The organism is Micromonospora sp. HB375, from assembly GCF_017872985.1.
Taxonomy (GTDB): domain Bacteria; phylum Actinomycetota; class Actinomycetes; order Mycobacteriales; family Micromonosporaceae; genus Micromonospora; species Micromonospora chalcea.
This window is the reverse complement of the sequence record NZ_JAGGJO010000001.1, coordinates 5,290,672-5,313,962: the sequence shown is the minus strand read 5'-3', so window position 1 is coordinate 5,313,962 and position 23,291 is coordinate 5,290,672. Positions and strand designations below refer to the sequence as shown.

Below are 23,291 nucleotides of genomic sequence, written 5' to 3'. Positions count from 1 at the left end.
TTGTCACAGCACCGGGATGCACCGCACGCCGCCTCGCTTTGCGAGGATGAGCCCATGGCTTACGACGCGACCACGCTGCCCGACGTCTCCGGGCTGACCGTCGGCATCATCGGTGGCACCGGCGACCAGGGACGAGGTCTCGCCTACCGGTTCGCCCGCGCCGGGCAGAGCGTGCTGATCGGCTCCCGCACCGCGGAGCGGGCCTCCCAGGCCGCCGCCGAGATCGCCGCCCTGCCCGGAGTGCCCGAGGGCGCCGTCGTCACCGGCGGCGACAACGAGGACGTGGCCCGGCGCAGCGACGTGGTGATCGTGGCGGTGCCGTGGGACGGGCACGCGGCCACCGTCGCCGCGCTCGCCGAGCCGCTGGCCGGCAAGATCGTGGTGGACTGCGTCAACCCGCTCGGCTTCGACAAGCAGGGCCCGTACGCGCTCGACGTACCAGAGGGCAGCGCGGTGCAGCAGGCCGCCGGGCTGCTGCCCGAGTCCCGGGTGTGCGCCGCGTTCAACCACGTCAGCGCGCCGCTGCTGGCCGACCCGCAGATCGACCGGATCGACCTCGACGTGCTGATCTGCACCGAGGACCGGGAGGTGGCCGGCGTGGTGGCCGCGCTGGCCGCGCGGATCCCCGGCATGCGGGGCATCTACGCCGGCCGGCTGCGCAACGCCCACCAGATCGAGGCGTTCACCGCCAACCTGATCGCGATCAACAAGCGCTACAAGGCGCACGCCGGCATCCGCGTCACCGACCTCTGAACTGCCGCGCGCCGCGCGCCCGCGCGCGCGTGTTAAGAAGGGGCCCCTCCTCTACGCCAGGCGTTAAGAAGGGGCCCTTCCTTACACCCTCAGAAGGTGTGCTCGGCGGCGGGGAAATCGCCGCCGCGTACCTCGTCGGCGAACCGGCGGGTGGCGTCGGTGAGCGCGCCCGCCAGGTCGGCGTAGCGCTTCACGAAGCGGGGCGCCCGGCCGGTCCGCAGCCCGGCCATGTCCTGCCACACCAGCACCTGCCCGTCGGTGTCCGGGCCGGCCCCGATGCCGACGGTGGGGATGGCCAGCTCGGCGGTGACCCGCTTGGCGACCTCGCCCGGCACCATCTCCAGCACCACCGCGAACGCGCCCGCCTCGGCCACCGCCCGCGCGTCGGCGAGCACCTCCTCGGCCGCCTCGCCCCGGCCCTGCACCCGGTAGCCGCCGAGCGTGTGCTCGCTCTGCGGGGTGAAGCCGATGTGCGCCATCACCGGGATGCCGGCGCCGGTGATGGCCTCGATCTGGGCCGCGCAGCGCCGTCCGCCCTCCAGCTTCACCGCGTGGCAGCCGCCCTCCTTCATGAACCGCACCGCGGTGCGCAGCGCCTGCGCCGGGCCCTCCTCGTACGAGCCGAACGGCAGGTCGCCGACGATCAGCGACTGCTTCGTGGCCCGCACCACGGCGCGGACCAGCGGCAGCAGCTCCTCGGCGGTCACCGGCAGCGTGGTCTCGTAGCCGAACACGTTGTTCGCCGCCGAGTCGCCGACCAGCAGCACCGGGATGCCCGCCTGGTCGAAGATCGAGGCGGTGTACTGGTCGTACGAGGTGAGCATCGCCCAGCGCTCGCCGCGCTCCTTGGCGGCGATCAGGTCGCGGGTGCGTACCCGCCGGGTGGCCGGGCCGCCGTAGAGCGCCGTCACCTCGGCCGGGGTGGACTCCACCATGACAATCTCCTTCCTCGAGGCCGCGCACGCGGTCCCCGGGTTCCCCGCGATCGTCGCACCGGGCGACGGCCCGCGGGCAGATCGGAGTGGAGGATGTCACTCCCCGGCCGGGGAGCGGTCAGCCGTCCTCGCGCCACCGGTTGGTGATCGGCAGCCGCCGGTCCCGCCCGAACGCCTTCATGGAGATCTTGGTGCCGGGCGCGGACTGCCGCCGCTTGTACTCGGCGGTATCCACCATCCGCAGCACCTTGTCCACCACGGCCGGGTCGTGGCCGGACTCGACCAGGCCGTCGCGGCCCAGGTCGCCGTCGACGTAGCCGATCAGGATCGGGTCGAGCACGTCGTAGTCGGGCAGCGTGTCGCTGTCGAGCTGGCCGGGGCTCAGCTCGGCCGACGGCGGCTTGCCGATCGAGTTCTCCGGGATCGGCGGCGTCTGCCCGCGGCGCGCCGCGTCGGCGTTGCGCCACTTCGCCAGCCGCCACACCAGCGTCTTCCAGACGTCCTTGACCGGGTTGTAGCCGCCCACCGAGTCGCCGTACAACGTCGAGTAGCCCACCGCCAGCTCACTCTTGTTGCCGGTGGTGAGCACCAGGTGGCCCTCCTGGTTCGACAGCGCCATGAGGATCACGCCGCGTACCCGGGCCTGGAGGTTCTCCACCGCCACCCCGGACAGCGACATGTTCGCCAGGAACGTGTCCACCATCGGCTGGATCGGCTCGACCCGGTAGTCCAGGCCGGTGCGCTTGGCCAGGTCCTCCGCGTCGGTGCGGGAGTGCTCGGAGGAGTGCTGACTGGGCATCGAGACGCCGACGACCCGCTCCGGGCCGACCGCGTCCACAGCGATGGCCGCCGCCACCGCCGAGTCGATGCCGCCGGACAGGCCGAGCACCACCGACGGGAAGCGGTTCTTGTCGACGTAGTCGCGCAGGCCCAGCACCAGCGCATGCCACACCTCGGCCTCGTCGGCGACCGGCTCGATGATCCCGCCGTCCGCAGCCGGTCCGGGCGGCGTGGCCGGGATCGTCGCCACCTCGCCGCGGACCACCCGCATGCCGTCACTGAGCCCACCGGCCTCGCCGGGCGTCCCGGCCGCCGCCGGCAGCTCCAGGTCGTGCACCAGCAGGTGCTCGACGAACTGCGGCGCCCGGGCCAGCAGCGTGCCGTCCGCGGCGACGATCATCGAGTCGCCGTCGTAGACCAGTTCGTCCTGGCCGCCGACCATGTTCACGTACGCGATCGCGGCCCCGGCCTCGGCGGCGCGCCGGCGCACCAGCGGCAGCCGCACGTCGTCCTTGTTCAGCTCGTACGGCGAGCCGTTGATGCTCAGCACCAGCCCGACGCCGGCCTGCCGCGCCGCCGCGAACGGCCCACCGGCCTGCCACAAGTCCTCGCAGATGGTCAGCGCCACGTCCACCCCGCCGACGCGCACCACGGTGAGCGTGTCACCGGGGACGAAGTAGCGGTCCTCGTCGAACACGCCGTAGTTGGGCAGGTGGTGCTTGAAGTAGGTGGCGACGACCTCGCCCCGGTGCAGCAGCGCCGCCGCGTTGCGGGCGCCCCTGCCCGGCTCCGCGTCGGAGCTGACCTGCGGCGGGCCGTCGGCGTCCAGGTAGCCGACCAGGACCGGCAGGTCACCGTGGCCGTCGGCGGCGAGGTCGGCGGCGAGCCGGTGCAGCGCGGCCCGGGACGCGGCCACGAACGAGCGGCGGAAGACCAGGTCCTCGACCGGGTAGCCGGTCAGCATCAGCTCGGGGAACAGGACGAGCTGGGCGCCGGAGCCGGCCGCCTGGCGGGTCCACTCGCGGACCAGGCCGGCGTTGCCGGTGAGGTCGCCTACCGTCGGGTTGACCTGGCACAGGGCGAGACGCAGGGTGGGCATGTCCTCATCTTCCCCCAGCCCTCCCGGCCGAATCCGACCGGTTGGGGCAGACAGGCGTGCCGGCCCGTGCGTCCCAGCGCGGCGGACACGGCGGGACGGCCGGCCGGGGAGGGCGTAACGTCGGCGTAACGAGCCCGGTGGAGACTGGGCGGTCAGGCCGAGCCGGCCCGGCGCCGGTGCGGACGTACGTGTAACGAGGGGTGGAAGTGGACCGTCAGCAGGAGTTCGTCCTCCGTACGCTGGAAGAGCGGGACATCCGTTTCGTCCGGCTGTGGTTCACCGATGTGCTCGGCACGCTCAAGAGCGTCTCGGTGGCCCCGGCGGAGCTGGAGGCGGCCTTCGACGAGGGCATCGGTTTCGACGGCTCCGCGATCGAGGGCTTCGCCCGGGTCTTCGAGTCGGACATGGTCGCCATGCCGGACCCGACGACGTTCCAGGTCTTCCCGTTCGAGGGCGGCGTCAGCGGCGAGAGCGCCCGGATGTTCTGCGACATCTCGCTGCCCGACGGCAGCCCGTCCTGGGCCGACCCGAGGCACGTGCTGCGCCGCATGCTCTCCCGTGCCGCGGACAAGGGCTTCACGTTCTACACCCACCCGGAGATCGAGTTCTTCCTGCTGGAGAACGGCCCGCAGGACGGCTCGGTGCCGATCCCGGTGGACACCGGCGGCTACTTCGAGCACACCACGCACGCCGTCGCGCGGGACTTCCGCCGCCAGGCGGTGCTGGCGCTGGAGCGGATCGGCATCTCGGTGGAGTACAGCCATCACGAGGTCGCCCCCGGCCAGCAGGAGATCGACCTGCGCTACGCCGACGCGCTCACCACCGCCGACAACATCATGACCTTCCGGCACGTGGTGAAGGAGGTCGCGCTCTCCACCGGCGTGCAGGCCAGCTTCATGCCGAAGCCGTTCACCGACCAGCCCGGCAACGGCATGCACACCCACCTGTCGCTGTTCGAGGGGGAGCGCAACGCGTTCCACGACGCCGGTGACCCGATGAAGCTGTCGAAGGTCGCCAAGTCGTTCATCGCCGGGCTGCTCACCCACGCGCGGGAGTACACCGCGGTGACGAACCAGTGGGTCAACTCGTACAAGCGGCTGTTCCCGCAGGCGCTGCCGGACCGGATCACCGAGAGCCCCGCGTACGTCTGCTGGGGTCACCTGAACCGGTCCGCGCTGGTGCGGGTGCCCGCGTACGGCAAGCCGAACTCGGCCCGGGTCGAGGTCCGCTCGCTGGACTCCGCGACCAACCCCTACCTGGCGTTCGCGGTGATGCTCGGCGCCGGCCTCAAGGGCATCGAGGAGGGGTACGAGCTGCCGCCGGGCGCCGAGGACGACGTCTGGTCGCTGAGCAGCGCGGAGCGCCGCGCCATGGGCTACGAGGCGCTGCCGGAGAACCTGGCCGAGGCGATCGACGTGATGGCTGGCTCCGAACTGGTCGCCGAGGTGCTCGGCGAGCACGTCTTCGACTTCTTCCTGCGCAACAAGCGGGCCGAGTGGGAGCAGTACCGCCGCGAGGTCACCCCGTACGAGCGGCAGCGCTACCTGTCTCTCTAGATCATCCTGGCGCGGTGCCGCTATCGTCTGCGGCACCGTCCCGGCACCTTCGCCGGGCGGGTGAGCCGGGGAGGCGTTGGGTGCTGGGAGACCTGCTCGACGGGGCGTGGCAGAGCATCGTGTTCGGGATCGTCGGGGTGGCGCTGATGGCCGCCGGGTTCCTGCTCGTGGATGTGCTCACCCCGGGCAAGCTGCGGGAGCTGATCTGGGTACGCCGCAACGGCAACGCCGCGCTGCTGCTCGCCGCGAACCAGCTCGGCATCGCCGGCATCGTCTTCACCGCCGTGCTGACCAGCTACAGCTCGTTCACCAAGGGGCTCGCCTCCACTGTGGTCTTCGGGCTGGTCGGCCTGCTGGTGATGGCGCTGGCGTTCCTGGTGCTGGACCTGCTCACCCCGGGCCGGCTGGGCGACGTGATCGCCGCCGAGGAGCCGCACCCGGCCGCCAAGGTCAGCGCCGCCACCCACTTCGGCGCCGCGCTGATCGTCTGCGCCTGCATCGCCTGAGCGGTGTCGTACCCCCGGGTTAGCGTCCGGGGGTGAACCGCACCGATCGCCTCTACGCCCTGGTCGAGGAGCTGCGGGCGGTGTCGCCGCGCCCGCGCAGCGCGAGCTGGCTGGCCCGCCGCTTCGAGGTCAGCACCCGCACCGTCGAGCGGGACATCTCCGCGTTGCAGGGCGCCGGGGTGCCGATCTGGGCCGAGCCGGGCCGCACCGGCGGCTACGTCGTCGACCGGGCGCGCACGCTCCCGCCGGTCAACCTGACGGCGGCCGAGGCCGTGGCGATGGCCGTCGCGCTGCACCGGCTCGGCGGCTCCCCGTTCGCCGCGGCGGCCGGCGCCGCGCTGCGCAAGCTGGTCGCGGTGATGCCGCCGGCCGCGGTGGCCGAGGCGCACCGGCTCGCCGGCCGGGTGCACCTGGTGGGCGACGGGCCGGGCACGCCCGTCCCGGCCGTCGTCGCCGACGCGGTCGCCGCCGGGCGGGTGCTGCGCCTGCGGTACGCCGACCGCGACGGCGCCGACTCGGTACGCGACGTGGAGCCGCTGGCCTACCTGGGCAACTCGGTGCACTGGTATCTGGTCGCCTGGTGCCGGCTGCGCGACGGTGTGCGCTGCTTCCGCACCGACCGGATCCGCTCGGTGCGCCCGCTCGCCGAGCCGGTGACCCGGGAGTGGCGTGCTGACGACCTCGACGTGCCGGTCGACCGGGTGCGCCCGCTCACGCTGGTCTGATCCCTGTGGAAACACCGACAGGACGCTGTCGTGTCCCGGTACCACGCTGATTCCTGACGACGCCGGCCGACCGCCGGCGCGAACCTCAGGAGGAAGCATGTCCAGCACGCCCGTGACCTGGTTCGAGATCAGCTCCGACCGCCCGGACGAGGCGCAGCGGTTCTACGCCGACCTGTTCGGCTGGAGTTTCGAGGAGCAGGGCGGCCCGGCCGGGTCGTACCGGCAGACGACCGCCGGCGGTGAGCGGGGGATCGGCGGCGCGATCCGGGGCACCGACGCCGGCAACTACGCGATCTTCTACGCCGAGGTGGCGGACGTCGCGGAGATCTGCCGCCGGGCCGAGGCGACCGGCGGCGTCGTGGTGACGGGGCCGGTGACCACGCCGGCCGGTCTGGTGCGGGCCCTGTTGCGCGACCCGTCGGGCAACCTGCTCGGCGTCTTCACCCCGCCGGCCGGCGGCTGACCCCGGTCCGTCCACCCGTGGCGGCCGGCCACCGTGGAGCGACGGCGGGCGAGAGACCGGTCGATGTCGGGTCCGGTGATCGCCGGAGAGGATCTTGGATGCGCCCCCTACCTCGGGTTATGTTCAAGATCCTCCGAGTCGGACGGCCAACGCCGGTCGGCTCGCACAGTCAGGAGAAGCGTATGACCAACGACGGCCACCCCTCTTCCCCCGCCACGGACATCACCGGATCCACTGTGAACCGACGCCGCATGCTGACCATCGCTCTCGGTGGCGCCGCCACCGTGGCCCTGCCCGCGCCGGCCTGGGCGGCCGACGACAAGCGCCCCGGATCCAGCCGGAAGCCGGCGCTCACGTCGGACGATCGCAAGATCATCGCCCAGGTCTCGGCCGAGCGGGCGCTGGCGCACCTGCGCGTCCTCAGCGAGGAGATCGGGCCGCGTATCGGCGGGACCGCCTCGGAGCGGCGTGCCGCCGACTACATCGCCAAGCAGCTCGACCGCCTCGGCTACCAGGTTCGGCTGGAGCCGTTCGCGGTGGCGGACAAGTTCCTCGCCCAGCTCGCCTCGCCGGCCGGGCTGCCCACCGACCTGAACTGGCAGGCCGGCGCCTCCCCGCAGGCCGCGCTGGACACCACAGTCCAGGGTGACGTGGTGGACGTGGGCGCGGGTGCTGAAGAGAACTACCCGGCGAGCGTCACCGGCCAGATCGTGCTCGTCGACTACGTGGCCGCCCGGCGCGAGCAGTTGGTCGCCACCGCTGTGGCGCGCGGCGCGGCCGCCGTGGTGTTCCTCGCCGCCGACGGGGTGCCGCCCCGGCGCAGCAGCGCGTTCTCGCCGACCCTGCCGGGCTCGGCGGGCACGCCGGTGCCGATCCCGGTGGTCGGCGTCGCGCAGGCGCAGAAGGAGCGGCTGCGTGCCCTGCTCGCGGCCGGGCGGCTCACGCTCACGATCTCCACCGTCGCGCACCGCAACCTGACGTCCCACAACGTCGTCGCGGAGCGGGTCGGGCGGTCCGGCGCGAACGGGCCGGTCGTCATGGTCAGCGCCCACTACGACACTGTCATCGGCGCCCCCGGCGCCAACGACGACGGTTCCGGCACGGTGCTCTGCCTCGAACTGGCCCGGGTGATGAAGGCGATCCCGGTCGACGCCACCCTGCGGTTCGCGCTGTGGGGCTCGGAGGAGCAGGGCCTGCTCGGCTCGCGTCACCACGTCCGGCAGCTCCCGCAGGCCGAGCGGGACCGCTTCCTGGCGGTGTACCAGAACGACATGGTCGCCACGAGCTGGGACCCGGCCACCCTCTACTGGCTGCTGTCCTTCACCGGCCAGTCCAACCGGGCCACCGACGAGGTGGCCGCCGCCGGTGTACGCCTGGGCTACGACCCGCGGATGTCGCCGGTGACGCAGCGCGGCTCCAGCGACCACCAGTCCTTCCAGGAGGTCGGCATCGCCAGCGCCAACTTCTCCTGGCGGGGTGAGACGAGCCCGGCGCTGCTGGAGCCGCCATACCACACCCCGGAGGACACCATCGCCAAGAACATCAGCCTCGAGCGACTCCAGGTCTCCCTCGAACTGATCGGTTGTGCGGCGTACGCGACCGCTCGCTGATTTACTGCCGTCCCCGTGCCGCCGGCCGCGGTGTCACGGGGACGGCGACCGGCGCCGCACCGGGGAGTCCCGGTGCGGCGCCTCTGTCCCGCCCGCCTGGTGTCAGGCGGTGGCCTCGCCGGCGCCGGTCACGAGGAGGGCCGGCCGGCGGGAAACGGCGTGGCCGTGCGGTCACTTGCCGTCCGGGCCGCCCTTGCCGCGCTCGCCGTGCGGGCCGCCCTTGCCGTCGTGGCCGGGGCCACCCGGGAACACGCCCGCCTCGGCGGCCTTGAGCACCGCGTCGGCCTGCTCCTGGGTGAGCTTGCCGTCGGTGACGGCCTGGTCCAGGCGCTCCTTCAGCGCGGCCTGCCGGTCCTCGGTCGACGGCCGCTCCGGCCGCTCCGGGCGGTCGCCCTGCCGCTGCTCGTGCAGCTTCTCCAGCGCCGCGGTGACCTTGTCGGTCGACACGCCCAGCTCCTTGGCGAGCGCCTCGGCGAACTCGGCCTGCCGGTCGGCGTGCTTCTGGCGGCGTTCGTCACCCTGGTCGGTGCTGCTGGCGCTCGAGGACGGCTTCGGGTTCTTGTCGTCGGCGAGCGCCACCGTCGGGGCGGCGATCCCGACGCCGAGCACGCCGGCAGCGGCCAGGCCGGCCAGCAGGTGCTTCTTCGACATCGTGCGGATCATGCGATTCTCCTGTTCGGTGGTGGTGCGATGACGTCACCGACAGTGAGCCCCGGAACTGAGGGCAACCCGTGGCGAACCTGTCAGCAGGCTGGCAATCCCGTCCGGAAGGCCCGTTTTATTCGTGTTGCCGGTGTGCCGGAGCGCCCGCGAGGCTGGGCGAAACCCGACGAAAGGCCACGCCATGACACAGCCTGCCATCCGCGAGATCCCGCTCACCGGGCCGGGCTCCGGCCCGTACTCGATCACGGTCGGGTCCGACGGCGCGCTCTGGCTGGCGCTGGCCGGCTCCGGCGGCGTCGCTCGGCTCGGCCCCGACGGTGAGGTGCGGACCTACCGCGACGACCCACCCGGCAGCCGCCCGCTGATCATCGTCGGCGGCCCCGACGGCGCGCTCTGGTACACCCGCTCGGGCGACGACCGGCTCGGCCGGATCACCGTCGACGGCGAGACCGGCTCGGTGGCGCTGCCGCCCGGCTGCGGCCCGTGCGGGCTGGCGGTGGGCCCGGACGGCGCGCTCTGGTACGCCGGCATGAGCGACGACACGGTCGGCCGGGTGAGCGTCGACGGGGAGGTGACGTCCTTCCCGCTGCCGGTGGAGAAGGGCTTCCCGTCGATGCTCGCGGCCGGCCCGGACGACGCGCTCTGGCTCACGCTCAACCAGGCGAACGCGATCGCCCGGATCGACCTGGACGGATCGGTGACGCTGCATCCGCTGCCCACCGAGGCGGCCGGGCCGGTCGGCATCACCCGGGGTGTCGACGGCGCGCTCTGGTTCGTCGAGATCGCCGCCGGGCAGGTCGGCCGGATCACGCCGGACGGGCGGATCGACGAGTTCCCGCTGCCGGACCGGACGGCGCGCCCGCACGCGATCGTCGCCGACCCGGCCGGCGGCTGCTGGTTCACCGAGTGGGGCGCCAACCGCATCGCCCACCTCGACCCCGACGGCCACATCACCGCCCACACCCTGCCCACCCCCGCGTCGGAGCCCCACGGCCTCACGGTCACCCCCGACGGCGCGGTCTGGGCAGCCCTGGAGATCGGCGCGGTCGCCCACCTCACCCCGCCCGCGCCGCGTGCGCCGCGTTGATCATGAGGTTGGCGGCAGTTGTGGATCTCTGAACTGCCGCTAACTTCATGATCGCCGGGGCCGGGGCCGGGGCCGGGCCGGCGCCGGGGCTCGGCTTCAGCGGACGGCGGCGGTCACCGTCAGGGTGCCTGTGGTGGCGTCCAGGACCGCGGGGGTGTTCACCGGGACGGTGAGCTGGCCGGGGCCGTGGCCGATCGGCAGGCCGCCGAGCACCGGAACGCCCAGGTCGCCCAGGCGGTCGGTGAGCACGTCCACGACAGTGGTGTCCCAGCCGTCCGCGCACTCGGTGAACTGGCCCACCGCCACCCCGGCGATCCCGTCCAGCGCGCCGCAGCGACGCAGGTGGGTGAGCATCCGGTCGATCTTGTACGGCGGCTCCTGCACCTCCTCGACCAGCAGGATCGCACCGGTCAGGTCCGGCATGTCCGGCGTGCCGATCGACGCGGTGATCAGGCACAGGTTGCCGCCGATCAGCCGGCCCTCGGCCCGGCCGGGCACCCGCACCGGGTACGTCTCCTCCGCCTCGACCGCCGCCACCGTCACCGGCTCGGCGCTGGTCAGCGCGGCGTGCAGCGACTCCGCCGAGCGCAGCGGCGTGCGCTCGTCCCGCCACGCCGCCCCCGGCCCGTGCACCCCGGCCAGGCGGGCGCCCCGCCAGAGCGCGAACTGCAACGCGGTGATGTCGGAGAACCCGGCCACCACCTTCGGGTCCCGGCGTACCGCCGCCATGTCGATCAGGTCCACCACCCGCTGCGCGCCGTAGCCGCCCCGCGTGCAGATCACCCCACGGATCTCCGGGTCGGCGAACGCCGCGTTCAGGTCCGCGGCCCGCAGCGCGTCGTCGCCGGCCAGGTAACCGCGCCGGGCGTACGCGTTCGGCGCGGGCACCGGACGCAGCCCCCAGCCGGTGAGCAGTTCGATGCCACGGGCCACCCGCTCGGGACGGGTCGGTCCGGACGGGGACACCAGCATCACCGCGTCGCCGGGACGCAGGGCCGGTGGGCGCAGGCAGTCGTCGGGCACGATCGCGAGCCTAGGGCCTGCCGGACCGTGCCCTGTCGGCCGCACCGGTTAGCCTCGACGTCGTGGCGACCGCGCTGGTGATCGAGAACGACCCGACCGACGACCTCCGCCGCCTGGGGGAGTGGCTCACCGAAGGGGGCCTGGAACTGCGCGTGCTGCGTCCGCACGCCGGTGACGCGCTCCCCGCCGACCTGGAGGGATACGCCGCGCTGGTGGTGCTCGGCGGCGACCAGCAGGCGTACCCGGGGTCCGACGGCGCCCCCGGCGCGCCCTGGTTCCCGGCGCTGGAGGGGCTGCTGCGCAAGGCGGTCCGCCAGCGGGTGCCCACGCTCGCGATCTGCCTCGGCGCGCAACTGCTCGCCACCGCGCACGCCGGCCTGGTCGAGCGCAGCCCGTCCGGGCCGGAGATCGGCCCGGCCCTGGTGGGCCGGCGCGACGCCGCCGAGGACGATCCGCTGTTCCGGTACGTGCCGCTGATGCCCGACGTGCTCCAGTGGCACGCCGACGAGATCACCGAGCTGCCGCACGGCGCGACGCTGCTGGCCGCGTCCACCCGCTACCCGCACCAGGCGTTCCGCCTCGGCGACCGGGCCTGGGGCCTGCAGTTCCACATCGAGTGCGACACCGCGATGATCGCCGAGTGGTCCCGCGACTCGGCGGTGCTGGCCGAGCTGGACTACGACCCGGAACTGGTGGTGGCCGCCTGCGACCGGGTGATGGCCGACGTCGAGGAGGCGTGGCAGCCGTTCGCGATCCGGTTCGCCGCGCTCGCGCTCGGCGAACTCGGCGACGACAACCCGCGCCGCAGCCTGCCGCTGCTCGGGGCCTGACGGTGACCCGGCCGGCCCGCGGGCGCCTGGCCCGCTACGGATTCGCCGAGGGGGACGGCGCCACGCGCGCCGCCGACCTGCTCGGCCCGGACGGGCTCGACCTGTGGCGGCCCCAGACGCAGGAGCCGGCCGACGAACGCGCCGCCGAACTGCTCGCCGCGCTGTCCCGCGCCGCCGACCCCGATCTGGCGCTGCGTCAGCTGCACCGGCTGGTCGAGTCCGAGCGGCGCTCCGGCGACGAGGTGGCCGTACGCGACGCGCTGGCCGCCGACCCCGGGCTGCGCCGCCGCCTGATCGCGGTGCTCGGCGCCTCCTCCGCGCTCGGCGACCACCTGGTCGCCAACCCGGGGCAGTGGGCGGTGCTGGCCACCGAGCCGGACGGGCTCGCCCCCACCGCGGACGGGCGGCTCGACCTGAGCGTGGCCGCCCGGCTCACCACCATGACCGGCGCGGTCCCGCTGCTGCGGCAGGCGTACCGTCTCGCGCTGCTACGGATCGCGGCGGCCGACCTGACCGGCGGGCGCGGCCTGGAGCAGACCATGGCGGCGCTGTCCGGGCTGGCCGACGCCACGCTGGCCGCCGCCTACGACATCGCCGCCGACGAGCTGCCCGAGGGCACGCCGCGCCCCCGCCTCGCCGTGGTGGCGATGGGCAAGTGCGGTGGCGACGAGCTGAACTACGTCTCCGACGTCGACGTCATCTTCGTCTCCGCCACCGACGACGACCTGCCCGCCGCCACCCAGATCGCCACCCGGCTGATCCAGATCTGCGGACTGGTGGCCTGGCCGGTCGACGCGGCGCTGCGCCCCGAGGGCAACCGGGGCCCGCTGGTCCGCACGCTCGCCAGCCACCTCGCCTACTACAAGCGCTGGGCCCGCACCTGGGAGTTCCAGGCGCTGCTCAAGGCCCGCCCGGCCGCCGGTGACCTGGAGCTGGCCCGGGAGTGGATCGAGGCGCTCGCCCCGCTCGTGTGGACCGCCGCCGAACGGCCCGAGGCGGTCGAGGACGTCCGGTCCATGCGCCGCAAGATCCTCGACAACGTGCCGCCCAAGGAGCTGGAACGCGAGATCAAGCGCGGTCCGGGCGGGCTGCGCGACATCGAGTTCGCCGTCCAGCTGCTCCAGCTCGTGCACGGCCGGGGCGACGAGTCGCTGCGGGTGCCGGGCACCGTGCCGGCGCTGCGCGCGCTCGTGGCCGGCGGCTACGTGGGCCGCGCCGACGGGGAGGCGCTGCTGCGCGGCTACCGCTTCCTGCGCGCCGTCGAGCACCGGCTCCAGCTCCAGGCCCTGCGCCGCACCCACACCGTGCCGACCGAACCGGCCGCGCTGCGCTGGCTCGCCGCCGCGCTCGGCTACGTGGCCACGCCGGGCCGCAGCGCCGTCGAGGAGTTCCGCGCCGAGTGGGTCACCCACGCCGCCGAGGTACGCCGGCTGCACGCCAAACTGCTCTACCGGCCGCTGCTGGAATCGGTCGCCCGGGTCCCGGCCGAAGGGCTGCGGCTCACGCCCGAGGCGGCCCGGCACCGGCTGGAGGTGCTCGGCTTTGCCGACCCGGCCGGCGCGCTGCGGCACCTGCAGGCGCTCACCGGCGGCGTCAGCCGTACCGCCGCGATCCAGCGCACGCTGCTGCCGGTGCTGCTCGACGAGTTCGCCGACGCCCCCGAGCCGGACCGCGGTCTGCTCAACTACCGGCAGGTGTCCGACAAGCTCGGCAGCACACCGTGGTACCTGCGCCTGCTGCGCGACTCCGGCCCGGTGGCGCGCCGCCTGGCCCGGGTGCTCTCCTCGTCCCGGTACGCGGCCGACATGCTGTCCCGCGAGCCGGAGGCGCTGCGGCTGCTCGCCGAGGACAGCGAACTGACCCCGCGCCCGCGCGAGACGCTCGTCGACGGGTTCGCCGCGGCCGCTGCCCGGCACGACGACCCGGTCGAGGCGATCCGGGCGGTCCGTGCGCTGCGCCGCCGGGAACTGGTCCGCATCGCCGCCGCCGACGTGCTCAGCCGCGCCGGCTCACTCGCGCCGCTCACCCCGCGCCCGGTCGGCGGCGGCGAGCGGCGGCCCACAGTGGTCGACGTGACGGCGGTGGGTACCGCGCTGTCCCACGTCGCCGACGCCACGCTGGCCGCCGCGCTGCGCGCCGCCCGTACCGTCCACCCCGGACCGCCCGGCCTGCGCTTCGCGGTGATCGGCATGGGCCGGCTCGGGGGGTACGAGTCCAACTACCTCTCCGACGCCGACGTGCTGTTCGTCTACGACCCGCCGCCCGGCGTGGACGAGAGCACCGCGAGCGCGGCGGCGCAGGCCATCGCCGAGGAGTTGCGCCGGCTGCTGTCCGCGCCCGCCCCCGACCCGCCGCTCGGTGTGGACGCCGACCTGCGCCCCGAGGGCCGGCAGGGCCCGCTGGTACGCAGCCTCGCCGCGTACGCCCAGTACTACGCGCGCTGGTCGCGGGTGTGGGAGGCGCAGGCGCTGCTGCGGGCCCGGTTCGTCTGCGGCGACGCCGACCTGGGCGCCGAGTTCGAGGCGATGATCGAGCCGGTGCGCTACCCGGCCGACGGGCTGACCCGCGAGCAGGTCATCGAGATCCGCCGGATCAAGGCGCGGGTGGAAACCGAGCGGCTGCCCCGGGGCGCCGACCCGGCCACCCACACCAAGCTGGGCCGGGGCGGGCTCGCCGACGTCGAGTGGGCCGTGCAGCTGCTCCAGCTCCGGTACGCCGGCCGGATCCCCGAGCTGCGCGGCACCCGTACGCTCGACGCCCTGACCGCCGCCCGCGACGCCGGCCTGCTCGACGCCACCGACGCCGCCGAGCTGGCCGCCGGCTGGACGCTCGCCGCCGAGGTGCGCGACGCGCTGATGCTGGTACGCGGCCGGGCGGGGGACCAGTTGCCCCGGCACGGGGTGGAGCTGGCCGGGGTGGTGCGGCTGCTGGGGCGCGAGGACCAGGGCGAGTTCCTCGACGAGTACCTGCGCACCGGCCGCCACTCCCGCACAGTCGTCCAGCGGATCCTCGAGTCCCCCCTCTAGGCCCTGCGCCCGCCCACGCCTCTTGGTTAGGCTGCGCCTGCCCGGCCCTCGGCCTTGTTCACGTCGGCCGTGCCCCGTCCCGCCCTCGACCTCGCCCCGCCCGGTCCCAACGTCGATCTTGCACTTGCGGCCCTAGCTGTAATGCCTAGCTGCGTCGCCTGTCGTCGGCAGCGGGGAGGCGGTCAGAGGGCGAGGCGGTCCAGCCCGGTGCCACGGGATGCCGGGACCTCGATGGCCGCCCTCGCCTCCGCTGCCGCTGCTGGTCCCGACACGCGAGAAATGCTTTCCGAATCTCAGGAAAGCCGAGAGATCTTGGTAGGGAACGGCCCCTATGGGGGCCGTTTCGTACCAAGATCTCCGCCGGGATCAGCTTGTGAGGGTGTAGGTGCCCTCTCGGGGGACCGTCACCGTTGTCCACTTGCCGTCTTGGGTGACTTCGGCGCCGCCTGAGGCGGTCAGCCAGCGATCGTGGCGGACCCGGATCGGGATCGGTCCGGAGGCGGGGGCGCGGAACGTGATCGAGGCGCCGTCCTGGCTGATCAGCTCACCCGGCGCGCCGACGATCGGGGTGGGCTCGGCCACCGCGTACAGCTTCCAGTGCCGGTCCGACCAGACCTCGGTCAGGTACGGCAGGCCCGTCTCCACCAGCTCCGCCTCGGATCGCCCCACCCAGGAGAACTCGGCGTCGGGCACTGCCACGTACTGCACCGCGTTGTCGGCCAGCCAGTCCCGGTAGGTGACGGGGGTCAGCGGAATGCCGGTGCCGTCCGCGCCGGGCACCGTGGTGAAGAACAGCGGATTGCGGTCGATGTCGGCCTGGCGTAGCCAGCCCCGGGCCAGTGGCACCTCGCCCATCCGGGCCGCCTCCCAGTAGTTGCGGGTCGGCGGCACCTCCACCCGTCCGGTGAGCCCGCGCCGGGCCAGTTCCGCGCGCAACGGCGCGAAGTACGTCGGGTCGGCCGTCGGATCGTCGGCGCTGCGCAGGTCGGCGGTGACCACCGGCGGCTGCCACCAGCAGACGACAGCGAGCAGCGCGGTCAGCCCGGCCGCACCGGCGGTCCGGGGCAACCGGGGGATGCCCAACCTCGCCGGTGGCGTCGCCGCGGCGGCCAGCAGCGGCAGCGCGAACATCACCACCAGGCGGGTGGCGTTCAGCCCGACCGGGGTGGGCAGCAACGCCGACGCCAGCACCCCGGCCGCGGACAGCAGCGCGCCCACCCGCACCGGCCGGTACGTCACGAGCGCCGCGACCAGCAGGCTCGTCACCACGGCGTGCACGGTGTCGGTGCGGCTGATGTTCATCCAGCCACCCTCGCCGAACAGCAGCCCGGTCACGGCGAGCGGTCCGGCCGCGGGTACGGCGAGCAGCAGGCCGTCGGCGTACCGGCGGCTCAGCAGCAGCGCGACGCCGGCGAGCCCGACGAACAGCCCGGCCACCGGGCTGGCCGCGGAGGCGAGCAGCGCGGCGACCACGGCGGCGACGGCCGCCCAGACGCTCCGGCCCGCCCAGATGCCGACGGGCGAGGCCGGCGGGCCGGGGCCGGCCGGACCAGCACCGGCACCGGCCGCACCGGCACCGGTACCGGAGGCGTCGACGGCGGCTCCACGTCGGGCGGGCACGGTGAGCGCGAGCAGCGCGGCCAGGCCGAACGCGACGCCGAGGGCGTACGTGACCCGGCCGGAGACCAGGTTGCCGGCGATCGTGACCACGCCGACCAGGCTGCCGAGCAGCGGTCGGGGCACCCGGGTCCGCACCAGCAGGGCGGCGAACGCGGCGGCGGAGGCGAGCAGGGCCAGCGCGCCGGTGACGCGTACGCCGAGCAGCGCCATCAGCGGCGGCGAGACGAGGCTGTAGCCCCACGGGTGCACGCCGCCGTACCAGCGCAGGTCGACCAGGGCGGACGGGTGCGCGGCGAAGAAGTCGGCGCGGGCGACCTGGGCGGACAGGTCCGAGCCGGTGACCGGCAGGGTGAGGTGGAGCACGGCGAGGACGAGCGCGAACGCGGCGGACACCGCCACCACCCGACCGCCCCGCATGCCCACCTCCTGATCGCGAACCACCGTACTGGCAGCATGTCGGGCGTGCCTCACCACCTCTCGCGTTGGATCGGCCTGGCGGGTTCGGTGCTGCTCGCCGTGGCCGCGTTCCTCGGCGGCGCCCTGCCCGACGGCGAGTTGCGTCCCACCCCGGTCAGCATCTGGCAGGGCCCGAACGGGCCGCTGATCATCGGGTTGTGGCTGGTCGGCACCGGGCTGCTGGCGTGGGCGTGGTGGTCTTTGCGGGACCGGGTGCCGTCGTCGCGCTGGGCGCTGGTCACAGTGGCGCTGTGGCTGCTGCCGATGCTCGTCGCGCCGCCGCTGGGCAGCCGGGACGTGTACGCGTACGCCTGCCAGGGCGCCAGTTTCTCGGCCGGGATCAACCCCTACGAGCAGGGCGTGTCGGCGCTGCCCTGCCCCTGGCTGGACACCATCTCCTACATCTGGCGGGACACCCCGGCGCCGTACGGGCCGCTGTTCGTGCTGCTCGCCGGTGCGGTGGTGGAGGCGACCGGGTCGCTGCTCGGCGCGGTCGCGCTGTTCCGGCTGCTCGCCGTGGCCGGGGTGGCGCTCACCGCGTGGGCGCTGCCGGTGCTGGCCCGCCGCTGCGGGGTGCCGCCGCGGCGGGCGCTGTGGCTGGCGCTGGCCAGCCCGCTGGTGCCCGTGCACCTGATATCCGGCGCGCACAACGACGCGCTGATGATCGGCCTGCTCGTGGCCGGGCTGGCGGTGGTGGCGGCCCGGCCGGGGCGGCCCTGGCCGCTGCTCGCCGGTGGGGCGCTGCTCGGACTGGCAGCCGCCGTCAAGGTCACCGCGCTGGTCGTGATGCCGTTCGCCGCGCTCGCCGCCATCGTCGGGGCGTACCGGATCAGGTCGCTGGTCCGCGACGGCGGGTGGGTGGTCGGCGGATCGCTCGTGGCGCTGGCCGGGGTGACGCTCGTCTCCGGCCTGGGGCTGGGGTTCATCAGCGGGCTGGAGCAAGGCAGCCTGGTGGTGGCCTGGACGTCGCCGCCGACAGCGGTGGGGCAGACCGTCGGCTATCTGCTGGCGCCGTTCGGGGTGCACGTCGACGCGCTGCCGGTGACCCGGGCGATCGGCATGGTCGTGCTGGTCGGGGTGCTGATCTGGCTGTGGTTCCGCTCGTTGCGTCGCGGTGAGCCGTTCTGGCACGCCGCGCTGGCGCTCACCGCCACCGTCGCGCTGTCCCCGCTGTTCCACCCCTGGTACTGGCTGTGGCCGCTGGCGGTGCTGGCCGCCACCGCGCACCGCACGCTCTGGTTCTCGATCGTCACCGTGGTGTCGTCGTTCCTGGTGCTCGCCGACGGAACCGGGCTGGCCCGGTACAGCAAGATGCCCGGTGCGCCGCTGATGACGCTGTTCGTGATCGGCGTGGTCGTCTGGTTGGTACGGTCGGCTCGCAAGGGCCGGCAGCCGGTTCCCGCGGACTGAGGAGTGTGCCGGTGAGCGAGGTCGACGGACCGGTCCGGCCGATCGCCGCCGCCGTCGCCCGCTACGCCGGTCTCGCCGGGGCGGTACTGCTCACCGTCGCCGGGTGGCTCGGCGGCGCGCTGCCCGGCCCGCCCCCGCGCAGCACGCTCGCCGCGATCTGGGCGGCCCCGAACGGGCCGCTGACGCTCGGCTGCTGGCTGGCCGGGACGCTGCTGCTGGTCGGCGCCTGGTGGTCGCTGCGGTGGGGCGCGCCGTCCGGCCGGTGGGCGTACGTGACCGCCGGGCTCTGGTCGCTGCCGCTGCTCGCCGCGCCGCCGATCGGCAGCCGCGACGTCTACTCGTACGCCTGCCAGGGCTGGACGTGGACGCAGGGCCTCAGCCCGTACCGGGTGGGGGTCGCTGCGGCCGGCTGCCCGTGGACCGACTCGGTGTCGCCGATCTGGCGGGACACCCCGGCGCCGTACGGGCCGTTCTTCGTGCTGCTGGCCGGGCTCGCCGTCCTCGCGGGCGGCGGCCTGATCGGGACCGTCGTGGCGCTGCGGCTGATAGCGGTGGCCGGGGTGCTTCTGGCCGCGCTCTGCCTGCCCGGGCTGGCCCGGGCCGCCGGGGTGCCCATCCGCCGGGCCGCCTGGCTGGTGCTCGCCTGCCCCCTGGTCGGCGTACACCTGGTGGCCGGCGCGCACAACGACGCGCTCGCGCTCGGCCTGCTCCTGCTCGGCCTGCTGGTGCTGGTCCGCCTGCCGGGCAAACCGCGCGCGCTGCTGGTCGCCGGGGTGCTGCTCGGCCTGGCCGTGGCGGTGAAGGCGGTGGCGGTCGTCGCGCTGCCGTTCGCGGCGCTCGCCGCCGTGCTCGGCCGCTACACCTGGCGGGCGCTGCTGCGCGACGGCGGGCAACTGGCCGCGTCGGTGCTCGGCACGCTGCTCGTCGTCTCGCTCGCCACCGGCCTCGGGCTGGGCTGGATCGGCGGACTCGGCCACAGCGGCGACTCGCAGCAGTGGACCTCACCGCCCACCGCGATCGGGTTCGTCATCGACTACGCCGGCGAACTGGCCGGGCAGCGGCCCCGGGCGGTCCCGGTGGTGCGCGCCGTCGCGCTGGCGTTGCTGGCCGGGACGCTCGTCGCGCTCTGGTGGCGGGCGTGGACGACGCTGCGGCGGCTCAACGACAGCCGGCAGCGGGTGGCCCGGCTGACAGTGGCCCGGCCCCGGGTGGCGCTGCTCGGCGCGGGACTGGCGCTCGCCGCCACCGTGCTGCTCGCACCGGTCTTCCACCCCTGGTACGCGATCTGGCCGCTGACGCTGCTCGCGGTCGCGGCGGTGCCGCTGGCCCGGGAGGTCTGGTTCGTGGCCCCCTGCGCGGCGGTCTCGCTGCTCACGCTGCCCGACGGCACCAACCTGGCCCGGTTCACCAAGGCGCCCGGCGCGGTGCTGATGACGGTGCTGGTGGTGGTCGTCGCGGTGGCCGGAGTCCGGGCGGCACTGCGCCGCCGAGCCGCGTGAAACGGCCGGGCCGGCTCCGCCATCGCGGAGCCGGCCCGGCCGGTGCTGACGAGCGTGCTCAGCAGTCGAAGTACATCGCGAACTCGTGCGGGGTCGGACGCAGGCGCACCGGGTCGACCTCGTTGGCCCGCTTCCACTCGACCCAGGTCGAGATCAGGTCCGGCGTGAACACGCCGCCGTCGAGCAGGTAGTCGTGGTCGGCCTCGAGCGCGGTGAGCACCTCCGGCAGCGAGCCCGGGACCTGCTTGACGTCGCCCCACTCCTCCGGCGGCAGGTCGTACAGGTCCTTGTCGATCGGCGCCGGCGGCTCGATCTTGTTCTTGATGCCGTCCAGGCCCGCCATCATCATCGCCGAGAACGCCAGGTACGGGTTGCTGGACGGGTCCGGCACCCGGAACTCGACGCGCTTGGCCTTCGGGTTGCTGCCGGTGACCGGGATGCGGGTGCAGGCGGAGCGGTTGCGCTGCGAGTAGACCAGGTTGACCGGCGCCTCGAAGCCGGGCACCAGACGACGGTAGGAGTTCACCGTCGGGTTGGTGAAGGCCAGCAGCGAGGGGGCGTGGTGCAGCAGGCCGCCGATGTACCAGCGGGCGGTGTCGGACAGGCCGGCGTAGCCGGTCTCGTCGTAGAACAGCGGCTCGCCGCCGCGCCACAGGCTCTGGTGGGTGTGCATGCCGGAGCCGTTGTCACCGAACAGCGGCTTGGGCATGAACGTCGCGGTCTTGCCGGCGGCCCAGGTCTCGTTCTTGACGATGTACTTGAACAGCTGGAGCTGGTCGGCGGCGTGCAGCAGCGTGGAGAACTTGTAGTTGATCTCCGACTGGCCGGCGGTGCCGACCTCGTGGTGCGACCGCTCGACGGTGAAGCCACCGTCGACGAGGCGCCGCACGATCCGGTCACGCAGGTCGGCGTAGTGGTCCACCGGGGGCACCGGGAAGTAGCCGCCCTTGTAGGCGGTCTTGTAGCCGCGGTTGCCGCCCTCTTCGATCCGGCCGCTGTTCCAGGCGCCCTCGATCGAGTCGATGTAGTAGAACGACTGGTGGGCGGAGGTTTCGTGGCGGATGGAGTCGAAGATGTAGAACTCGGCTTCGGCGCCGAAGTAGGCGGTGTCGGCGATGCCGCTGGCGGCGAGGTAGGCCTCGGCCTTCTTGGCGACGTTGCGGGGGTCGCGGGAGTAGGCCTCGCGGGTGAACGGGTCGTGGATGAAGAAGTTCAGCGCGAGGGTCTTCTGCGTGCGGAACGGGTCGATGAAGGCGGTGGCGACGTCCGGCAGCAGGAGCATGTCGGACTCGTGGATGGCCTGGAACCCGCGGATCGAGGAGCCGTCGAAGGCGAGGCCGTCGGTGAACACGCTGTCGTCGAACGACTCGACCGGCAGGTTGAAGTGCTGCATCACGCCGGGCAGGTCACAGAAACGTACGTCGACGAACTTCACGTCCTCGTTGGCGAGGTATCGCAGGAGTTCCTCGGAATTGGCGAACACACGTCCTCCTGGCAGGTCCACTCCGGTAGCTAACTACTGGCGACGCTATGGCCGGGGGGTTGCCCGGCCGTGTCTCGTCTGTTTCCGCCGTGTTACGTCGCTTGCGGAGCGTCACTCCGGCACGCTCTGGTGGCGAATGTCGGATTTTTCGTCAGGGGTTGCGGCGGCGCTACCCTGGCCGCTGTGACCGATACCGCCGCCACACCGGTGCCGCCCGCCGCCGACCCCGCCTTCACTCCGCCCAGCCTCGGCCGCCGCTTCGGTGCCCTGATCATCGACTGGGTGCTGTGCCTGATGGTCGCCCGGGCCTTCTCCGACCCGGTCCGCGACGGCTGGCCGCCGGTCCTGGTGCTGATCCTGGAGTACGGCTTCTTCATCGGCCTGTTCGCCCAGACCCCCGGCATGTACCTGACCCGGCTGCGCTGCGTCGCCTGGGCCGACGGCGGCCGGATCGGGCTGCTCCGCGGGCTGCTGCGCGGACTCCTGCTGGCCCTCGTCGTGCCGGCCCTGCTCATGGACGAGCACAAGCGCGGCCTGCACGACCGGCTAGCCGGCGCCGTCGTCACCGACGCGCCGCGCCGCTGACCCGCACAAGAAAGGAGCCGGCCCCGCACGGGACCGGCTCCTTCTCGCGTACGCCGAAGGTCAGCGACCCCGGGTCTGCCGGAACGCGCCACGCGGCGGCCGCATGTTCTTCGGGACCGCGCCCTTGGGCATCTGCGGCCGCGCGGTCAGCGCCTTGAGCCGCTTGTCGAGCGCGTTGACGTCCTTCGGGGACAGGGCGCGGGGCAGCCGCATCAGCGTCATCCGCAGCTTGCGGACCGGCAGCTCACCCTCGCCCTGCCCGATCACGTAGTCGTGCAGCGGCGCCGTGCCGATCACCTTCGCCAGCCGGCGCTTCTCCTGGCCGAGCAGGCCACGCACACGCTGCGGGTTCCCCTCGGCCAGCAGGATCACGCCCTGGCGGCCCACCACCAGGTGCACCATGTCCATCTGCGTGGTGGAGCTGACCGCCGGGGTGACCCGCCAGTCGCCGCGCATGCTCTCCATGATCTGCGCCGCCGCGCCCGGCTGCCCCTCGGCGGCGTTCATCATCGCCTTGTTGGAGCGCAGGTTGAGCACGATCAGCACGGCCAGCAGGGCGAGCAGGATGCCGATCGGCAGCCAGATCCAGCCCCAGGCGATCACCGCGACCACGGTGAGCGCGAGCGGGATCAGCACCGCCGCCGCCGTCAGCGGCGCGAACCACTTGTCCTGCTTGGCGGTGAACCGGAACACCATCCCGATCTGCTTCAGCCGCTGGCCGAACGAGACCTTCTCCTGGGGCTTTGCCATGCCGCAGAGTCTAGTGGTCGGCGCACGTCACGTTGATCCGTGGCCGCCTCTTCCGGAGCGGGCTGAGTACCTTACGGCCGCGCGGCCCCTCGTCGGCCCTCAGGTAAGGAGGCGGCGGGGGCAAAGATCAGGCGGCGTACCCATGTGCCGGGGGCACCTTCGCGCGAAAAGTGGATCTCGACAGCGACGACAGACCCACGACAGGGAGATCCGACATGTTCGGCAACGACGCGGAGTTCATCCTGAGCATCCACCGCAGCCACGCCTCCGAACTGCAGGCCGACGCGGCGCAGGACCGGCTGGCCCGGTCGCTGCCCCGACGGCACCCGCGCGGCTGGCTGAGCCGCCGACAGCACCACGCCCGCATCACCGACGCCCGCCGGTGACCGCGCCGGCGGCCGTCCACCCCCCGATCGGCCAGGCCGGGCCGTC

Annotated in this window: 19 protein-coding genes and 1 pseudogene; 13 read left to right on the top strand and 7 right to left on the bottom strand. The window is 73.7% G+C overall.

The features are described from left to right. Positions 1-54: 54 nt before the first annotated feature. Positions 55-753 (top strand): NADPH-dependent F420 reductase, encoded by a 699-nt coding sequence (gene npdG, locus J3R08_RS23265; RefSeq protein WP_209962763.1) that lies wholly within the window; start codon positions 55-57, stop codon positions 751-753. Positions 754-842: 89 nt separating this feature from the next. Here npdG and panB read toward each other — a convergent pair whose 3' ends face one another. Both panB and J3R08_RS23255 read right to left on the bottom strand, forming a co-directional pair. After that, positions 843-1,688, bottom strand: a complete 846-nt coding sequence (panB, locus tag J3R08_RS23260) for a 3-methyl-2-oxobutanoate hydroxymethyltransferase (RefSeq protein ID WP_043329285.1) — start codon at positions 1,686-1,688, stop codon at positions 843-845. Positions 1,689-1,806: 118 nt separating this feature from the next. Continuing rightward, a complete protein-coding gene (locus J3R08_RS23255) occupies positions 1,807-3,567 on the bottom strand; it encodes an NAD+ synthase (RefSeq protein ID WP_043329288.1) in 1,761 nt (586 codons plus the stop codon). 206 nt (positions 3,568-3,773) lie between these two features. On the opposite strand from J3R08_RS23255, the gene glnA (J3R08_RS23250) reads away from it, so the two are divergent. The 5 genes from glnA (J3R08_RS23250) to J3R08_RS23230 all read left to right on the top strand — a co-directional run bounded on the left by glnA (J3R08_RS23250) (position 3,774) and on the right by J3R08_RS23230 (position 8,427). Further along, positions 3,774-5,123: a type I glutamate--ammonia ligase gene (gene glnA / locus J3R08_RS23250; protein WP_036344036.1), complete on the top strand. Its 1,350-nt coding sequence runs from the start codon at positions 3,774-3,776 to the stop codon at positions 5,121-5,123. An 80-nt stretch (positions 5,124-5,203) separates the two neighbouring features. Continuing rightward, positions 5,204-5,629, top strand: coding sequence for a DUF350 domain-containing protein (locus J3R08_RS23245; protein ID WP_043329290.1), 426 nt, complete (start codon positions 5,204-5,206; stop codon positions 5,627-5,629). A 32-nt stretch (positions 5,630-5,661) separates the two neighbouring features. After that, the gene (locus J3R08_RS23240; RefSeq protein ID WP_209962761.1) at positions 5,662-6,354 is read left to right on the top strand and encodes a YafY family protein; all 693 of its coding nucleotides are present in this window, start codon (positions 5,662-5,664) and stop codon (positions 6,352-6,354) included. A gap of 97 nt (positions 6,355-6,451) precedes the next feature. Beyond that, positions 6,452-6,817, top strand: coding sequence for a VOC family protein (locus tag J3R08_RS23235; protein WP_064448280.1), 366 nt, complete (start codon positions 6,452-6,454; stop codon positions 6,815-6,817). 251 nt (positions 6,818-7,068) lie between these two features. Next, positions 7,069-8,427 (top strand): M28 family peptidase, encoded by a 1,359-nt coding sequence (locus J3R08_RS23230; protein ID WP_245254797.1) that lies wholly within the window; start codon positions 7,069-7,071, stop codon positions 8,425-8,427. Positions 8,428-8,598: 171 nt separating this feature from the next. Here J3R08_RS23230 and J3R08_RS23225 read toward each other — a convergent pair whose 3' ends face one another. After that, positions 8,599-9,090: a hypothetical protein gene (locus J3R08_RS23225; protein ID WP_043329298.1), complete on the bottom strand. Its 492-nt coding sequence runs from the start codon at positions 9,088-9,090 to the stop codon at positions 8,599-8,601. A gap of 181 nt (positions 9,091-9,271) precedes the next feature. On the opposite strand from J3R08_RS23225, the gene J3R08_RS23220 reads away from it, so the two are divergent. Beyond that, entirely contained in the window at positions 9,272-10,177 is a 906-nt protein-coding gene (locus tag J3R08_RS23220; RefSeq protein WP_209962758.1) for a virginiamycin B lyase, read from the top strand. Positions 10,178-10,273: 96 nt separating this feature from the next. On the opposite strand, the gene J3R08_RS23215 is transcribed toward J3R08_RS23220, so the two are convergent. Continuing rightward, positions 10,274-11,149: an LD-carboxypeptidase gene (locus J3R08_RS23215; RefSeq protein ID WP_245255584.1), complete on the bottom strand. Its 876-nt coding sequence runs from the start codon at positions 11,147-11,149 to the stop codon at positions 10,274-10,276. A gap of 113 nt (positions 11,150-11,262) precedes the next feature. Between J3R08_RS23215 and J3R08_RS23210 the strand changes: the two genes are divergently transcribed. Both J3R08_RS23210 and J3R08_RS23205 read left to right on the top strand, forming a co-directional pair. Beyond that, positions 11,263-12,030: a type 1 glutamine amidotransferase gene (locus J3R08_RS23210; protein WP_030504183.1), complete on the top strand. Its 768-nt coding sequence runs from the start codon at positions 11,263-11,265 to the stop codon at positions 12,028-12,030. A 2-nt stretch (positions 12,031-12,032) separates the two neighbouring features. Beyond that, positions 12,033-15,056 (top strand): bifunctional [glutamine synthetase] adenylyltransferase/[glutamine synthetase]-adenylyl-L-tyrosine phosphorylase, encoded by a 3,024-nt coding sequence (locus tag J3R08_RS23205; RefSeq protein WP_209962756.1) that lies wholly within the window; start codon positions 12,033-12,035, stop codon positions 15,054-15,056. 1,098 nt (positions 15,057-16,154) lie between these two features. Here the strand turns inward: J3R08_RS23205 and J3R08_RS32885 are convergent. Continuing rightward, positions 16,155-17,093: pseudogene (locus J3R08_RS32885) on the bottom strand (hypothetical protein); the annotation flags it as partial. Positions 17,094-17,129: 36 nt separating this feature from the next. On the opposite strand from J3R08_RS32885, the gene mptB (J3R08_RS23195) reads away from it, so the two are divergent. After that, positions 17,130-18,542, top strand: a complete 1,413-nt coding sequence (gene mptB / locus J3R08_RS23195) for a polyprenol phosphomannose-dependent alpha 1,6 mannosyltransferase MptB (RefSeq protein WP_245254796.1) — start codon at positions 17,130-17,132, stop codon at positions 18,540-18,542. Positions 18,543-18,553: 11 nt separating this feature from the next. After that, positions 18,554-20,041, top strand: coding sequence for a polyprenol phosphomannose-dependent alpha 1,6 mannosyltransferase MptB (mptB, locus tag J3R08_RS23190; RefSeq protein WP_209962749.1), 1,488 nt, complete (start codon positions 18,554-18,556; stop codon positions 20,039-20,041). 58 nt (positions 20,042-20,099) lie between these two features. Here mptB (J3R08_RS23190) and glnA (J3R08_RS23185) read toward each other — a convergent pair whose 3' ends face one another. Further along, complete coding sequence (gene glnA, locus J3R08_RS23185) at positions 20,100-21,524, bottom strand: type I glutamate--ammonia ligase (RefSeq protein WP_043329312.1); 1,425 nt, start codon at positions 21,522-21,524, stop codon at positions 20,100-20,102. A gap of 183 nt (positions 21,525-21,707) precedes the next feature. Here glnA (J3R08_RS23185) and J3R08_RS23180 point away from each other — a divergent pair, with 183 nt between their 5' ends. Further along, positions 21,708-22,109, top strand: coding sequence for an RDD family protein (locus J3R08_RS23180; protein WP_043329315.1), 402 nt, complete (start codon positions 21,708-21,710; stop codon positions 22,107-22,109). Positions 22,110-22,169: 60 nt separating this feature from the next. Here the strand turns inward: J3R08_RS23180 and J3R08_RS23175 are convergent, their stop codons facing one another. Next, positions 22,170-22,859, bottom strand: coding sequence for a DUF4191 domain-containing protein (locus J3R08_RS23175; RefSeq protein WP_043329318.1), 690 nt, complete (start codon positions 22,857-22,859; stop codon positions 22,170-22,172). A gap of 215 nt (positions 22,860-23,074) precedes the next feature. Here J3R08_RS23175 and J3R08_RS23170 point away from each other — a divergent pair, with 215 nt between their 5' ends. Then, positions 23,075-23,245 (top strand): hypothetical protein, encoded by a 171-nt coding sequence (locus tag J3R08_RS23170; RefSeq protein ID WP_166456627.1) that lies wholly within the window; start codon positions 23,075-23,077, stop codon positions 23,243-23,245. Positions 23,246-23,291: the final 46 nt, after the last annotated feature.